Source organism: Bacillus sp. CH140a_4T (genome assembly GCF_008923725.1).
GTDB lineage: Bacteria > Bacillota > Bacilli > Bacillales > Bacillaceae_G > Bacillus_A.
In genome coordinates this window covers 359,015-375,363 of the sequence record NZ_WBPF01000005.1, presented here as the reverse complement: position 1 = coordinate 375,363, position 16,349 = coordinate 359,015, and the positions used below count along the sequence as shown (strand labels likewise).

At 35.6% G+C, this 16,349-nt stretch carries 11 protein-coding genes and 1 other annotated feature; of the genes, 7 read left to right on the top strand and 4 right to left on the bottom strand.

The genetic code is table 11. The annotated features are described in order from the left end of the window. Nucleotides 1-43 precede the first annotated feature (43 nt). From F8162_RS02940 to F8162_RS02930, 3 genes are all read left to right on the top strand, one after another. Nucleotides 44-1,705 (top strand): alkaline phosphatase, encoded by a 1,662-nt coding sequence (locus F8162_RS02940; RefSeq protein ID WP_151635055.1) that lies wholly within the window; start codon nucleotides 44-46, stop codon nucleotides 1,703-1,705. 299 nt (nucleotides 1,706-2,004) lie between these two features. Further along, the gene (locus F8162_RS02935; protein WP_151635057.1) at nucleotides 2,005-4,389 is read left to right on the top strand and encodes an immune inhibitor A domain-containing protein; all 2,385 of its coding nucleotides are present in this window, start codon (nucleotides 2,005-2,007) and stop codon (nucleotides 4,387-4,389) included. 304 nt (nucleotides 4,390-4,693) lie between these two features. Then, nucleotides 4,694-5,725, top strand: coding sequence for a fatty acid desaturase (locus tag F8162_RS02930; protein WP_151635059.1), 1,032 nt, complete (start codon nucleotides 4,694-4,696; stop codon nucleotides 5,723-5,725). A gap of 385 nt (nucleotides 5,726-6,110) precedes the next feature. Here F8162_RS02930 and F8162_RS02925 read toward each other — a convergent pair whose 3' ends face one another. Together F8162_RS02925 and F8162_RS02920 are read right to left on the bottom strand one after the other, a co-directional pair. Continuing rightward, on the bottom strand, nucleotides 6,111-6,458 hold the full coding sequence (locus F8162_RS02925; protein WP_151635061.1) for a VOC family protein: 348 nt from the start codon (nucleotides 6,456-6,458) through the stop codon (nucleotides 6,111-6,113). A gap of 301 nt (nucleotides 6,459-6,759) precedes the next feature. Beyond that, nucleotides 6,760-8,184 (bottom strand): amino acid permease, encoded by a 1,425-nt coding sequence (locus tag F8162_RS02920; protein WP_151635063.1) that lies wholly within the window; start codon nucleotides 8,182-8,184, stop codon nucleotides 6,760-6,762. Between the two features lie 267 nt (nucleotides 8,185-8,451). On the opposite strand from F8162_RS02920, the gene F8162_RS02910 reads away from it, so the two are divergent. Together F8162_RS02910 and F8162_RS02905 are read left to right on the top strand one after the other, a co-directional pair. Further along, nucleotides 8,452-9,201: an IclR family transcriptional regulator gene (locus F8162_RS02910; RefSeq protein ID WP_151635065.1), complete on the top strand. Its 750-nt coding sequence runs from the start codon at nucleotides 8,452-8,454 to the stop codon at nucleotides 9,199-9,201. A 51-nt stretch (nucleotides 9,202-9,252) separates the two neighbouring features. Beyond that, nucleotides 9,253-10,917 carry a M20/M25/M40 family metallo-hydrolase gene (locus tag F8162_RS02905; RefSeq protein WP_151635067.1) on the top strand — a complete coding sequence of 555 codons (1,665 nt, stop codon included), beginning with the start codon at nucleotides 9,253-9,255 and terminating at the stop codon, nucleotides 10,915-10,917. Between the two features lie 165 nt (nucleotides 10,918-11,082). Here F8162_RS02905 and proC read toward each other — a convergent pair whose 3' ends face one another. Further along, the gene (gene proC, locus F8162_RS02900; protein WP_151635069.1) at nucleotides 11,083-11,901 is read right to left on the bottom strand and encodes a pyrroline-5-carboxylate reductase; all 819 of its coding nucleotides are present in this window, start codon (nucleotides 11,899-11,901) and stop codon (nucleotides 11,083-11,085) included. 339 nt (nucleotides 11,902-12,240) lie between these two features. Further along, nucleotides 12,241-12,451 (top strand) — a binding site (T-box leader). Nucleotides 12,452-12,596: 145 nt separating this feature from the next. Here proC and proB point away from each other — a divergent pair. Then, nucleotides 12,597-13,700, top strand: coding sequence for a glutamate 5-kinase (proB, locus tag F8162_RS02895; protein ID WP_151635071.1), 1,104 nt, complete (start codon nucleotides 12,597-12,599; stop codon nucleotides 13,698-13,700). 30 nt (nucleotides 13,701-13,730) lie between these two features. Beyond that, nucleotides 13,731-14,978 (top strand): glutamate-5-semialdehyde dehydrogenase, encoded by a 1,248-nt coding sequence (locus F8162_RS02890; protein WP_151869319.1) that lies wholly within the window; start codon nucleotides 13,731-13,733, stop codon nucleotides 14,976-14,978. Nucleotides 14,979-15,027: 49 nt separating this feature from the next. Here the strand turns inward: F8162_RS02890 and F8162_RS02885 are convergent, their stop codons facing one another. After that, a complete protein-coding gene (locus tag F8162_RS02885; protein ID WP_151635074.1) occupies nucleotides 15,028-16,221 on the bottom strand; it encodes a NupC/NupG family nucleoside CNT transporter in 1,194 nt (397 codons plus the stop codon). Between the last annotated feature and the right edge of the window lie 128 nt (nucleotides 16,222-16,349).

Genomic DNA, 16,349 nt, shown 5'->3' with positions numbered 1-16,349 from the left:
TAAAACATATATAAATGAATGTAAAACATACGGAGGAACAACAATGTCGAATTTGAGTTTACTGATGAAGAAGTTACTATTAGTAGGAACAATCACACTAAGTATGTTATGTACGGAAAGCATGATGAATTATTATTCGGTGGAAGCGAAAGTGAAAAAAGTAGAACGGCAACCGAAAAATGTAATCATAATGGTTATGGACGGAACGAGTTCTTCAGCAACGACATTAGCTCGCTTGTATAAAGGGAAACCACTGGCGTTAGATGAAATGGTAACAGGAGGAGTTCGTACATATTCAGCGGAATCAGCTATAACAGACTCAGCCCCAGCAGCTACAGCACTAGCGACGGGGAATAAATCGAATTCAGGATATGTAGGTGTATTACCTTCTATTGTAAGTTCCCCCGGCTTAAAACCAATAAAAGAAGAGGACAAGTTACGGCCAGTTGCCAATGTTTTAGAAGGTGCCAAACGTACTGGTCGCGCAACTGGAATTGTTGCTACAGCTGAAATTCAGCATGCTACTCCGGCCGGATTCTCTGCTCACCATGTAAACCGCAAGCGTTTTGACGTAATTGCGGAGCAACAAGTGTATCAAAATATAGATGTCGTATTAGGCGGAGGAAAAGCGGCACTGCTACCTATAAAAAGAAATGACGGTGAAGATTTAGTAAAGGTGATTCAAAACAAAGGATACGACTTTGTTGAAACGAAAAAAGAATTAATGAACTCTAAATCTAAGAAAATTTGGGGCTCTTTTTCACATAATGCTTTAGCATTTGATATGGATCGTGAAGCAACAAATCCGGAGCAACCGACACTTTCTCAAATGACGGAAAAAGCAATTCAAACGTTATCAAAAGATAAAGATGGATTCTTTTTATTTGTGGAAGGAAGTAAGCCCGACTGGGCAGCTCATGTGAATGATCCAATTGGGATGATTAGCGATGTATTGGCATTTGATGAAGCGGTAGCAAAAGCGTTGCAATTTGCAAAAAAAGATGGTAATACGATGTTAATAGCTGTAGCTGACCATGGTAATAGCGGGATTTCTATTGGGAATATGAATACGACAAAAGGATATAATACTACGCCGGTCTCTACATACATTGATCCATTGAAAAAATCGAAAATGACACTTGAAGGGACTACAAATAAACTCAAATCTGATTTATCAAATGTAGAAGATGTAGCTAAATTATACGGGTTGGACAATTTAACTTATGATGAAAAAGAAAGAGTAAAAGCAGCAAAAAAGAAATCGGATGTAGGTCCGATATTTACTACATTATTGGCCAATCGTGCGAACATAGGCTTTACAACAGGCGGCCATACAGGTGAGGATGTATTTTTATATTCTTACGGTCCTAAAAAGCCATACGGTTTGATTCAAAACACAGATATTGCGAAAACGATGGCGAAAGCAATGGGCTTTAATTTAGAAGAAGTAACAAATAAATTATTTGTAGAGAGTGATTCAGCCTTTAAACAAAATGGTGCAACTGTAATAATAGACAAAATTGATGCAGCAAACCCGTTGCTCATAGTAAAACGTAATAATGTAAAAGCTCAATTATTTGTAAATAAAAATATAATTCGTATTAAGAATAAAGATTATGAATTAGGTAGCATAGTTGTAGAAAGCAATGGTAAGTTCTATGTACCAGAAGAAGCAATCCATTTATTCATAAAACATTCTCGTTAAAAAAATGTCAATTCCTTAGCTAGTACTTAGGAATTGACATTTTTTGTGTAAATGAGATTTCACTCAAAAAAGAGTATAGAGTATTGTAGTTTCTACAAAAAACTTTCTGTAAGTTTTATAAGTTATTTTGAATGGGGATTTTGCAATAGTAGGCGTATTCTTATTTTATATTTTCACCCTATATAAAAATATTTCTCAACAATTGTACGTTGATAAAATATTGAATATTCACATTATAACGAATAATATGTTGTTATCGATAAAAAACGATGATTCTCAACAATCGGGGAGGAAATACATTGAAAAAGAATAAGAAGCTAAAACCTTTATCAGTATTAGCAACAGCGGCAGTGCTAAGTAGTACGTTTACTTTTGGAAGTCATGCAGCGTATGCTGATACGCCACCATCTCTACCAATAGATGAGCATTTAATACCAGATGAGCGTTTGGCAGAAGCGCTGAAACAACGGGGAGTAATTTATCAATCTGCATCACAAGCTGAGACATCAAAGGCTGTCGAAAAATATGTTGAGAAAAAGAAAGGGGAAAACCCTGGGAAAGAAATCTTGACAGGAGATAGTCTTACGCAAGAAGCTTCTGATTTTATGAAAAAAGTAAAAGATACAAAAATGAAGGAAAATGAGCAGGCGCAGCAACCTGAAGTAGGACCAGTTGCTGGACAAGATGCAGGGTTGAATTCTAGAAAATTAAATGGAAAAGTACCTACTACACCAGCGAAGCAAGAAGAGTACAATGGAGCTGTCCGAAAAGATAAAGTACTTGTTTTACTCGTAGAATTTAGCGATTTTAAGCATAATAATATTGATCAAGAGCCGGGTTACATGTATTCTAAGGACTTTAATCGTGAACATTATCAAAAAATGTTATTTGGTGATGAGCAATTTACGTTATTTGATGGATCGAAGATTAACACTTTTAAACAATATTATGAAGAGCAATCTGGCGGAAGCTACACAGTTGATGGCACTGTAACCGAATGGCTTACTGTTCCAGGAAAAGCTTCAGATTATGGTGCGGATGCGGGGACTGGTCATGATAACAAAGGTCCTTTAGGCCCACGTGATTTTGTGAAAGAAGCATTAAAAGCAGCGGTAGCAAAAGGTATCAATTTAGCAGACTATGACCAATTTGATCAATACGATCAAGATGGTGATGGGAATAAAAACGAGCCAGATGGAATTATTGACCACTTAATGGTTGTACATGCTGGCGTGGGTCAAGAAGCTGGCGGCGGTAAATTGAAAGATGATGCGATTTGGTCACATCGTTCAAAACTAGGATCGAAGCCATATGCGATTGATGGTACAAAATCTACTGTATCAAACTGGGGCGGAAAGATGGCTGCATATGATTATACAATTGAGCCTGAAGACGGAGCAGTTGGTGTATTTGCACATGAGTACGGTCATGATTTAGGCTTACCAGATGAATATGATACAAAGTACTCAGGACAAGGCGAACCAGTTGAATCATGGTCTCTTATGAGTGGTGGTAGCTGGGCTGGAAAAATTGCAGGAACAGAGCCAACAAGTTTCTCACCGCAAAATAAAGAGTTTTTCCAAAAGAATATGAAGGGGAACTGGGCGAATATCGTCGAGGTAGATTATGATAAACTTCGTACGGGAATTGGTACTGCAACATATTTAGATCAAAGTGTTACAAAATCAAAACGACCAGGAATCGTTCGTGTTAACTTGCCAGACAAAGATATAAAAAATATCGAATCGGCATTTGGTAAGAAGTTTTATTACAGCACAAAAGGAAATGACATTCATACAACACTTGAGACACCAGTATTTGACTTAACGACTGCAACGGATGCTAAGTTTGATTATAAGGCATTTTATGAACTGGAAGCGAAGTATGATTTCCTTGACGTAAATGCGGTTGCAGAAGATGGAACGAAGACGCGAATTGATAGAATGGGCGAAAAAGATGTAAAAGCCGGAATAGATACAACGGATGGTAAGTGGGTTGATAAATCATATGATTTAAGCCAATTCAAAGGAAAGAAAGTAAAATTACAATTTGAGTATGTAACAGATATTGCAGTAGCATATAAAGGATTTGCGTTAGACAATGCAGCATTAACTGTAGATGGAAAAGTTGTTTTCTCTGATGATGCAGAAGGCCAGCCAGCAATGACACTAAAAGGATTTACTGTGTCTAACGGATTTGAACAGAAAAAACATAACTACTATATCGAGTGGCGAAATTACGCTGGGTCTGACACGGCGCTACAACATGCACGTGGTCCAGTATTTAATACAGGAATGGTTGTATGGTATGCGGATCAAAGCTTTACAGATAACTGGGTAGGCGTTCATCCAGGCGAAGGATTCCTTGGGGTAGTAGATTCTCATCCAGAGGCAATCGTAGGAACATTAAATGGACAACCAACTGTGAAGAGCAGTACGCGTTATCAAATTGCCGATGCGGCATTCTCATTTGATCAAACGCCAGCATGGAAAGTAAATTCGCCAACCCGCGGTATCTTTGATTATAAAGGATTGCCAGGCGTTGCGAAATTTGATGATTCTAAGCAATACATCAACAGTGTTATTCCAGATGCCGGACGTAAGTTGCCGAAACTTGGATTGAAGTTTGAAGTAGTAGGTCAAGCTGAAGACAAGTCTGCAGGTGCAGTTTGGATCCATCGCTAAAATAAAATGAAGAGGAGCTGTCATAAGTCGGTGAAACCTGACTTGTGGCAGCTCTTTTCTTCTTGTGAAAAAGTTCTTTGTTTTTTTTATATATTTATTGGAAAAAATAGATGTCTTTATTATAAATGAAATGATCCATCAGTCCAATTATAGAAGCCTTTTTGGCCGTAAGTAATTTGTAAGTAATGAGTAAGAAAAAAGAGATTTTTATAATATATAATATTTATTACATCTACTTTTAACACCTGATACTAATAGTATGCTATAATGTGAATTAGCAACAAAAAGGAAAGGAATTAGAACAATGACATTAGAAAATACTAAAAATTTAAAAAAACAAGTTGCTCCATATGAAAAATCAACGATTAAAAAAAGTGTGTGGCAACTTATTAACACAGTCGTGCCATTTATTATTTTATGGTATCTTGCTTATAAAAGTTTGTCTGTTTCTTATCTGTTAGCTTTAGTTCCATCGCTATTAGCTGCTGGTTTTATGACGCGAATTTTCATAATTTTTCATGATTGTACCCATTATTCATTCTTTAAAAGTCGACCTACCAATAGAATAGTAGGGACATGTATGGGTGTGTTAACGTTATTCCCATTTGATCAATGGGGACATGAGCATGCTATCCATCACGCTACAAGTGGTAATTTGGATAAGCGAGGTACAGGAGATATTTGGACGCTTACAGTGGATGAATATGTAGCTGCGCCATTTAGACTTCGTTTAGCATATCGCTTATATCGTAATCCATTCGTTATGTTTGGATTAGGACCAATTTATGTTTTCTTGCTTAAAAATAGATTTAACCGAAAAGGTGCTAGACAGAAAGAACGTATGAATACTTATTTGACGAATATTATAATCGTTGCTGTAGTAGCAATACTTTGCTGGGCAATTGGGTGGCAATCGTTTCTGTTAGTACATGGTACGATATTCTTAATAGCAGGTTCAGTAGGGATTTGGCTGTTTTACGTACAACATACATTCGAGGATTCTTATTTTGAAGAAGATAAAGAATGGGAATATGTGAAAGCGGCAGTGGAAGGAAGTTCATTTTATAAACTTCCAAAAATCTTGCAATTTCTAACTGGTAATATTGGATTCCATCATGTTCACCATTTAAGTCCAAGAGTACCTAACTATAAACTAGAAGAGGCACACAATAATACGCTTCCGTTAAAAAATGTACCAACGATTACTCTTGCTACAAGCTTACGATCACTCCGCTTCCGTCTTTGGGATGAGGAAAGTAACAATTTTGTTAGTTTTAAAGAGTTCAAAAAAATAATTAAAAACAATGTTTCTGTTCGAGTGAAATCTGAACTATAATTTTATCGTATATAAAACTCCCCTTAATCAATTTCGATGTAAGGGGAGTTTTTGTTTAAATAATACATGTCTGATAAGAAGAAAACTTAAAAATTTAAAGTGTAATCGCAGAGGATTAGGAAATGCTCGTACTCAAGTATAAATATAAGATAACCATAAATATATTATGTTAACAATTTGAGGCGTTATGAATTTTCTATATATTATTATGACTGTTCATAAATCTACCGAAAATTAATAGCAAAGGGGATTATAGTACAAAATTAATTGCAGAATAATATTTGAAAATAAGAAAAAAGCTATTTTTTCGTAAGAATAGCTTTTTGTAAATATTCTAAAGTTGATGGGCAGGGGATAGAATCTAAAAAACAAGGATTACAATCCATTATTTCTCCCAAAGCTCAATTAGACGACCTTCAGGATCTTTAATCCAAATAAACTTTCCGAACTCACTAGTTTCTTCTTTCTTTTCAAGAGGTACACCAATATGTTCAAGATGCTGAATAGTCTCATTTAAATTATGTACTTCAAAATTTAACATCACTTGCTGTTCTATTGGAAAATAATTATCATTTTCGGTAAAGAAAGAAAAAATAGTCTCATTTCCTAATTGGGGTTTAATCACAGTCCCATTCCAATCTGCTATTTCAATTTTCAACACTGCACTGTACCATTTTTTTATAACATCAAGATTGTTAGTTCTCCAAAATATTCCCCCGAAACCTTTTATCATCGTAGATAACTCCTGTCTATTTTAATATTTTTAAGCGTTATATATTCAATATATCAAAACAGTAATAGTAAGGAAAATTAATAACGTATAAAAAGTAAAAAATTCCAATTATTAGTATTGTGGTATTTACTACATTATGGAAATTGATATCACTCTTCAAAGAACTTGCAATCCAAGTAAGGGTGTATAGTAATACTGACTCGTATGAGGTAATGAATGAAAAGGGAATAGAACAAGTTACAATGATAAAAGACCGCACATGAATTGAAAGCCATGTGCGGTCTTAAATATAAGTATAGTATTACATAGTCTCGCTAATTTTAGTTTCACTACGAGTGTTAGTAGCAATTCTTTTCTTAACTTTAAAGTGATAGTAGGTGTAGCAAAAGATGATAAATGGTACAGTGCAATAGATTCCAAGTCGTTGTTCAGGAATAAAGATAAGACTGATTAATATAATGCCATACAATCCAAAACCAAGAATAGGTACAAGTGGATAAAGTGGAGTTTTAAATTTTAAGTCTTCTAATCTTCCACCTTCGGCTAAATAATGTTTACGGAAAAAGAATTGAGAGACACAAATTGACATCCAAACAATGATTGTTATGACGCCAGAAATGGAAATTAGCCATAAGTAAACTGTTTCAGCAGCTACGACGCTTGTTAAAAGAGAAAAAGCAGAAATAGAAATTGTCAAAATTAAAGCGTTTAAAGGGATTCCTCGTGATGATAATTTCTTTAGAAAGGCAGGAGCCATTTCATTTTTTGATAATGACCAAAGCATGCGTGTTGCAGCGTACAGTCCTGAGTTTGCGACAGAAAGAACAGCAGTAAGAATAACAAAGTTCATAATATCAGCTGCATATGGAATACCGATATTATCAAAAACAGCAACGAATGGGCTCTTTGTTAATCCTGCTTCTTCCCAAGGAATTAAAGCAACAAGAACAAAGATTGCTAAGACGAAGAAAAACATTGTGCGCCATATAATATTTCTAATAGAACGAGGTAAAGTTTTTGCTGGATCTTCACTTTCACCTGCTGCGATTCCGACAAGTTCTGTGCCTTGGAAGGAATAATTGACTGTAACCATTGTTAATAGGATAGCTGCAAGTCCATTTGGGAATAAACCGCCATGATTTACGAAATTTGATAATAATGGGGCTGGTTCGTCGCCTTTTAAATCAATAAAACCGAACATAGCGGCGCCGCCAAGGATAATAAAAGCTATAATGGCAGATACTTTTATACTTGAAAACCAAAATTCTGTTTCTGCATAACTACGAGCAGATAATGCGTTAATAGTGAAGATTGTAACGCCAAATATTAAACACCAAACCCAGACGGGAATATCAGGAAACCAGCGCTGCATTGTAATGCCGGCAGTTGTAAATTCAAGACCGGTCGTATTCGCCCAACTTAACCAATACAACCACCCGATTGTAAAGCCAGTTGCAGGATTGATGAACTTAGTTGCATATTCCTGAAAAGAACCTGAAACAGGCATGGCTACAGCAAGTTCACCAAGACAAAGCATAACGAAATACATTAATAATCCACCAGCCATAAAGGCAAGTACGGATCCACCGGGTCCAGCTTGACTTATAATAAAACCAGATCCGTTAAATAACCCCGTTCCAATCACACCACCGAGTGCAATCATGAATAAGTGTCTACTTTTCATCGTTCGTTTTAATTCATTGTTTGTATTACTTACTTGCGTCATTGTTTTCCTCACTTTCGTAGTTGATAGAATGAAGTTCGATGTTTTTCCGTATTATGGAATGTATTCCGTGATGTGAAATCTTGTTATAATTTTCAGATAATTAAAAAGAAAAGTCAATATTTTTTTGTTCGCGCTTTCAATTTATTATTAGCGACATATTTTTATTTTTAGAAAATTTAATAAATAGATTGATTTCATTTTGAATTTTTGTTAAATTGATAGGTAATTGAGCGTACTAACATATTACAAGTCAAGTTGAGGTGAGTTATGGTACAGTCCATTGATCGAGCGATAAGTATAATAAAGTTGTTAAATTCTACTAATGAAAAAGAGTATTGGGCTATTTCTGATATAGCGGACAGGACACATCTCCCAGTTAGTACAGTACATAGATTACTTAATTCTCTAATCGAGCATGGGTTAGTTACGCAAATTTCAGAAACGAAGCAGTACAAAATTGGGCCAATGTGGATGGAAATAGGATTACGACAATTGGAGAAAGTAGACTACAGATCAGTTGCAAGAGAAGCGATGAAACGTTTGGCTGCTGAAGTAGAAGAAAGTGTGTATTTGAACATTCCAAATGGAACGCATTCTATTATCATTGAAAGAATTGATAGTCCTTTAACAATTCGAGTTATCGATAATCTAGGAGAACAGATTCCACTTTCAATTGGCGCTGCAAATAAAACGATGCTTGCCAATATGAAAACGAATGAAATGGAACATATTGTAGAACATTTACTTTCTTCTTTACCAGAACAAAAGCGCATTCTTTTAGAGCAAATAAAGCAAATAAGAAATGAAGGATATGCGGTAAGTTATGGTGAAAAAACAGAAGGGACGGCTTCAGTAGCTGCACCTATTATCGGATTTAATCATAAAGTAGTAGGAGCATTAAGTGTTGGGTTAATTAGTCATCGCATTAATGATGATCGACTATCTTTTCTTATTAGTAAGGTAAAACAAGCAGCTCATGAAATATCAATAAAAATCGGCAGTACATCAGAACTATAATTTTGATAACTGTCGTCATTTTTTATTCATATACTGGAATTCGTTTTCATAATGCGGAAAAATAGGGGGATTTATATGTCAAAGTGGCAATCAAAAGAACAATTGATTCAATTATTAAGCAGTCTTGTTGAAATTCCTAGTATTACAGGTACAGAAGCTGAAGTGATATTGCCAGACTTTGTTGTGGAACAATTATCTGATTTACAGTACTTCAAAGAAAACCCGCATCATTTGCAAAAAAATCCGACTGGGGACGGACGATATTTTGTTACAGCCCTTGTAAAGAAAAGCGATAGTACAAAAAACACCGTAATTCTAGTTAGTCACTTTGATGTTGTAGATGTACAAGATTATGGAGTGTGGAAAGAAGATGCATTTAATCCTAAAAAGTTAACGTCTATGTTTTATTCTCATAAAGATGAACTACCAGACCATGTACGTGAAGATATAGAACAAGGAGATTGGCTATTTGGTAGAGGAACAATGGATATGAAATGCGGCCTCGCATTACAAATGGCAATGATTGAGCAAGCTTGTGATGGAAGATTTGATGGGAATGTTCTTTTATTGGCGGTTCCAGATGAAGAAGTGAATTCGGTGGGGATGAGGGCGGCTGTTCCGAGATTATTAGATTTAGCAAGAGAACACGATTTAAATTATAAAACAGTCTTAAATTCAGAACCTATGTTTTCACGACATCCTGGTGACCAAAATAAGTATATTTACACTGGTTCTATTGGTAAAGTGTTACCTGGTTTTCTTTGCTACGGAAAAGAGACACATGTAGGTGAACCATTTGCAGGCTTAAATGGGAGTTATATGGCTTCATTAATAACAGCAGAATTAGAGTTGAATACAGACCTTTGTGATATTGTAGAAGGGGAAGCGAGCCCTCCGCCAACTAACTTACTTCAAAGGGACTTAAAGGAGGATTATTCTGTCCAAATTCCGCATCGTGCCGTTACATTATTTAATTTGTTTTTACTAGAAAAATCAATGACAGATGTCGTTTCATTGTTACGTCAAAAAGTAACGAAAGTAGCAGAGAAAATAGAAGAATCATATGAAAAGCAAGCATATCGTTTTTCTAAATATAATCCGTTTATACCGCCTAATCTGAAAGTAAATGTATTAACCTATGAAGAGCTTATCGCTTATGCAATTGAACAACATGGGCAAGCGAAAATAGACGATATTCAATCTAGTATAATAAAAAATAGAGAAGAGAAAGATGATCGTGCGGTAACGATTGATTTAGTAGATAAACTAGCTATTTTATGTAAAGAAAAGGCGCCGATGATTGTACTTTTCTTTGCTCCACCATATTATCCAGCTGTAAGTTCACGCAACAACCCGTTAATTAAAGAAGTAGTTGCAGAAATGGAAAAGTATGCACACTACAATCATAACATTACATTTGAAAACCAAAATTATTTTGGAGGAATTTCAGATTTGAGCTATGTCGGCTTACAGAATCCACTAGATTCAATGAGTTCACTCGTAGACAATATGCCATTATGGGATAAAGGTTACTCGATTCCGCTTCAGGAACTAGAAGAGTTTGACGTTCCAGTATTAAATATGGGGCCGGTAGGAAAAGATGCCCATCAATGGACAGAACGTCTAGATGTAAATTACGCATTTGAAACATTATTAGATATGTTGCCGAAATGCATTGAAAAATTACTTGTTTCTAATAAGATTACACAATCATAGTAGGAAATAAAGAAGATATAAATAAAATTATTTCAGTATAACCAAAAGAACGGACAAACTCAAGCGTTTATGAGTTTGTCCGTTTATTATTTTGTGAAAGCGGGAGAGTATGTAATCCACAATCTTCTAGTTAAATTCATAGCTAACGTGATCTCTTTTATAGTTTTACTTTTTCGTTTGACCAGACAGTTCAATAGATTTTTGCGTACAGCGTTGCATAGCTGAAATGATGGCTGTGCGTAAGCCTTTTTCCTCTAATGTTGCTACAGCTTCTATCGTTGTTCCACCAGGAGAACAAACCATATCTTTCAATGCACCTGGATGTATTCCTGTTTCCAGTACCATTTTGGCAGAGCCTAACACAGCTTGAGCAGCGAATTTATATGCTTGATTGCGTGGCATACCATCAAGTACAGCGGCGTCTGCCATCGCTTCTATAATCATATATACGTATGCTGGTGACGAACCACTTACAGATGTTACAACATCCATTAATTTTTCACTTACAATCTCTGTTTGACCAAAGCTATTGAAAATGTTTAGCACATCTTCTAAATCTTGTTCTGTCACCATTTCATTTGGGCATAACGCAGACATTCCTTCTCCAACGAGAGCAGGGGTATTAGGCATTACTCGTACAACTTTTAATTTCTTATCAAAGGCCTCTTCAGTACTTTTAATGCTTTTTCCAGCAGCAATCGTAACGACGATAACATCGTTTTTGATCACTTCTTTTATTTCATTAATTACTGATGGGTATAAGTCTGGTTTAATTGATAAAATTAAAATATCAGCATTTTTAGCTACTTCATTGTTGTCAATAGTTGTAGTTAGCCCATATTTTTCGTTAGCATGTTTTAAATTCGTAGTGTTTAAATCCGAACAAATAACATTATTTGCAGACACTACCTTTTTGTTTAGCATCCCGCCAATGATAGCCATTCCCATATTTCCGCAACCGATGAATCCAATTTGTTTATCCATAATAACTCAATCTTGCTCCTTTTATAATAAATTATATCATTTCGAAATTGTTATCTTAAAATAACAATAACATCAACATGCAATATAAAGAAACATTCTAAGAGAATATATTCCTTTTTGCAACACCAAAAGTTAAAAAACAATTATATTCGACATTCTGTAAATATATACACTTTAATTTAAGGTTTTATGTTGATGAATATGAGTTGAATTTATATCGATTTGTATTTTCATTCATTAGGGAAATATTCTCATACAAGTAACTTGCCGCTCTATTTATTTTTAAAAATACCTCTTGACACCAAATGGAACTATATCGCATAATATAAAAAATTAAACCGAAAATCGTTGAAGGGAAATAGTACATATGTCTTCTTGCGAAAGAGAGTGGAATTCACCGGCTGAAAGATTCCTCGTATAGAATATATCGAACCTATCCCTGAGTCTTAAATGAAAGTTTAGGCGTTCGCCTGCGTTATAGGCGCCAAGTGGATATCTATGTATATCAATTAAGGTGGTACCGCGGAACAATGACCGTTTCGTCCTTTTTATTTTATTAAGGGCGAAGCGGTCATTTTTATTTTGCTCTTTAATAGGCTAGGTGCAGCACTGATAAGAATAGAAGGCGCTGTAAGCCGAATGAATAAAAGTGTAATTTATAAAAAACTTTGATTTTAGACTTGGGGGATACAAAAGTGAAAAAACACCGAATTGTTGTAAAGATTGGGAGCAGCTCTCTAGCAGATAGTCACGGAGGCATTTCTAAAGAACAACTTTCAGATCACGTTGCCGCATTGGCTCGATTGAAAGAGGAAGGGCATGAAGTTTTGTTAATTACATCTGGGGCCGTCGCTGCAGGTTTTTCTGCTCTAGGGTATCCTAGCAGACCTGTGACAATTAAAGGAAAACAGGCTGCTGCGGCTGTCGGACAAAGTTTGTTAATGCAGGCGTACACGGAGGAATTCCGTAAGTATGGTATCGTTACTGCGCAATTATTGCTGACTAGAAGTGATTTTTCTAGAAAAGAACAATATAGTAACGCCTACGCTACTTTAGGAGAGTTACTAAACCGTTCTGCTCTACCAATCATTAATGAAAATGATTCCATCTCTTTAGAGGAGCTAACGTTCGGTGACAATGATATGCTGTCAGCTTTAGTAAGCGGGCTTGTTTCGGCGGATATGCTTATGATTTTTACGGATGTGAACGGTCTATATGACAAAAATCCTCAGAAAAATGCGGATGCGAAAAAGTATTATTTCCTTCCTGAAGTTACAGAAGAAATTGCTTCTCTTGCAGGAGATGCTGGGTCCAAACTTGGGACTGGCGGTATGAAATCAAAAATTGATGCTGCGAAGACAGCACTTTCTCTTGGCGTGAGTGTATTTATCGGAACAGGACGTGGACAAGAGAAATTTGTAGATGTTTTGAAGGGCAAAGGTGATGGAACATATGTCGGAAATGCTCCTCAAAAAGAAATAAAGATGAACAAGCAATGGATTGCCTTGCATTCACTTGTTAGTGGACAAATTGAAATAGACGCCGGAGCAGCTACAGCTATCATTCAGCATGGTAAGAGTCTTCTTCCTGCTGGCGTTACAAATGTTTCAGGATTTTTCAAAGTTGACGATGTCGTAGAAGTAATGACGCAACAAGGGCGCGTAATTGGAAAAGGACAATGCACATATAGCGCAGAGGAATTAAGAGAAATAAAAGGTATGCAAAGCCAAGATATTCAAGCAAGAGGCGAAAGACATAATTATGAAGTCATTCATAGAGATTATTGGGTTTCACTGTAAGAGTAGTGATGTTAAAAAGGAGGAAAAAAAATGAATGAAGGGTTGGCAAAGGGAAAAAAAGCGAAAGAAATTGCTAGGGATCTTGTGCTTAAATCTACAAATCAAAAAAACGAAGCACTTGCTGTAATTGCTGAGAGGCTAATAGTAGAAACAGCTTATATTTTAGAGGAAAACAAACGTGATATCGAAGAAGGTAAGGCAAAAGGATTTTCTGATTCACTCCTTGATCGACTTATGCTAACTGAACAACGAATTGTTGATATGGCAGAGGGAATTAAGCAGTTAATCGAATTACGTGATCCTGTTGGAGAATGTATAAGTGAATGGGAGCGACCAAATGGACTAGCTATTCAGGAAATGCGTGTACCACTTGGTGTTGTTGGGATGATTTATGAGGCAAGGCCGAATGTAACAGTAGATGCTGCTACAATTTGTTTGAAAACAGGAAACGCAGTTATATTACGTGGTAGTTCTTCTGCTATTCATTCTAACAAAGCGATCGTTTCTGTTATTCACCGAGCTCTCAAACAAACAAGCTTGCCAGAAGAAAGTGTACAGCTTATAGAAGATACAACGCGAGATAGTGCAAAGCAGTTGTTTACATTAAATGATTACCTAGACGTTCTTATCCCAAGAGGTGGCAAACAATTAATTGATACTGTAGTGAGAGAAGCGTCTGTTCCAGTACTTGAAACGGGTGCAGGAAATTGTCATATTTTCATTGATGAAACAGCGAATAAACAAATGGCAATTGATATTATTATAAATGCAAAAACGCAGCGTCCATCTGTATGTAATGCAATTGAAACGATTGTACTTCATGAGAAGTGGGCGCAGAAATATGGTAGCGAGTTGTTTTCGTCTTTGAAGGAAAAAGGCGTGGAGTTATGTGGTGATCAGAAAGTACTGGAACTTGATTCTTCAATTGTACTTGCTTCAGAAGAAGACTGGGAAACAGAATTTTTATCACTCACGCTAGCAGTGAAAGTAGTTTCTTCTATAGAAGAAGCGATTCATCATATAAATACGTATGGATCTATGCATTCCGAAGCGATTATTACAGAGGACGAGGAAAACGTCAGCAAATTTTTCACAGCTGTAGATGCGGCTGCACTGTATCATAATGCATCAACTCGTTTTACTGATGGATCTGAATTCGGATTTGGAGCAGAAATTGGTATAAGTACACAAAAGCTACATGTAAGGGGACCGATGGGACTTCCTGCATTAACTTCTACAAAATATGTGATTCGTGGGAATGGACAGATTCGAAAATAATAATAAAAGACACTCAATTCGATTGGGTGTCTTTTATTTTAAAGATTATTTACCATACAAATAGCCCAACAAGCATAGCACTTAATAAGGAAACAGCCATTCCGCTAACAAGAAGCTTCCACACATTTTTACCAATTATAGCTGATTTTTCTCCGCCAAATAATGAATTGTAAGTTCCGTAAATCATACCTACTGTACTAAAGTTAGCAAAAGATGCTAGAAATGTTGTTGCTACCGCAATCGTATGAGGTTGTAACGACTTTAGGTTCGATTTTAAATCCATCATTGCGACAAATTCATTCGTCGTTATTTTGATCCCCATTAATTCAGCTACATACATAGCATCACTGCCCGATAAGCCGAGTAAAAAAGCAAAAGGACTAAAGATAATGGAGAAGATTTTTTCAATTGTTAAACCTGTTACGAAAAAGCTTAATATCCCGTTTAAACATGCAGTTAATGCTACATAACCAATTACCATAGCTAAAATAACGATTACCATATTCATACCGACTAACATACTGTTTGAAATAGTAGAAAAGAAATCCTTTTTTTCATGTTTTGAAGGAGAATAAACAACATCTTCTTCTTTCGGGACTTCAACAGGGTTTAAGACATTGGCTAAAATTAATGCGTTAATACAGTTTAAAGGGATTGCGCTGAAAATATATGTAGCTGGAACCATCGATAAATAAGCGCCAAGAATGGATCCGCTAACGCTACTCATACTCATAATTCCAAAAGTTAATAAACGATTTTCTTTTAAAACAGATAATTGATCACGAACAACCGCAAGTGCTTCAGTGTTTCCTAAAAACATCATTTGAATCGAAAAGAAGCTTTCTAACTTTGGTAAACGAGAAATCTTTGAAATAACTGCACCTACTTTATCAATAATCCAAGTTAAGATTCCAAAGTAAGAAAGAATATCAAAGAAGGTGATAACAAAAATGATAGGAAGTAATGCGCTAAAGAAGAAATCAACGGTTTGATTTTCCATAGCGGAAGGAAAGGCAAACCGAATACCTTCATTCGCGCACGCTAGTAGCCAACTGAAAAATGATGCAATTTTATTAATGATAATACTGCCGAGCTTCGTACCTAACATAAACCATGTAATAAAGAGCTCCAATATGATTAGAATAACGATTGGTCTCCATTTTATTTGTTTTTTATTAGGCGAACATAGGAAAACGATTAATATTACAACGAAAATTCCTAACATATTTAATATAAAATGCATATCAACAACTCCTTGAGGCTTATTATTTGTATATAAAAAAGCTCCTATTCTTCTTAATTTAGAATGAATGTGTTTCAACTAAAATTTTGTTAATTCTAAAAATATAGAAGGTTAAATTCGATAAAAAT

Bases quoted from the DNA above. Each gene is read 5' to 3' on its own strand.
- F8162_RS02940 (WP_151635055.1), top strand. From the start codon at position 44: ATGTCGAATTTGAGTTTACTGATGAAGAAGTTACTATTAGTAGGAACA.
- F8162_RS02930 (WP_151635059.1), top strand. From the start codon at position 4,694: ATGACATTAGAAAATACTAAAAATTTAAAAAAACAAGTTGCTCCATAT.
- F8162_RS02925 (WP_151635061.1), bottom strand. From the start codon at position 6,458: ATGATAAAAGGTTTCGGGGGAATATTTTGGAGAACTAACAATCTTGAT.
- F8162_RS02920 (WP_151635063.1), bottom strand. From the start codon at position 8,184: ATGACGCAAGTAAGTAATACAAACAATGAATTAAAACGAACGATGAAA.
- F8162_RS02910 (WP_151635065.1), top strand. From the start codon at position 8,452: ATGGTACAGTCCATTGATCGAGCGATAAGTATAATAAAGTTGTTAAAT.
- F8162_RS02905 (WP_151635067.1), top strand. From the start codon at position 9,253: ATGCGGAAAAATAGGGGGATTTATATGTCAAAGTGGCAATCAAAAGAA.
- proC (WP_151635069.1), bottom strand. From the start codon at position 11,901: ATGGATAAACAAATTGGATTCATCGGTTGCGGAAATATGGGAATGGCT.
- F8162_RS02890 (WP_151869319.1), top strand. From the start codon at position 13,731: ATGAATGAAGGGTTGGCAAAGGGAAAAAAAGCGAAAGAAATTGCTAGG.
- F8162_RS02885 (WP_151635074.1), bottom strand. From the start codon at position 16,221: ATGCATTTTATATTAAATATGTTAGGAATTTTCGTTGTAATATTAATC.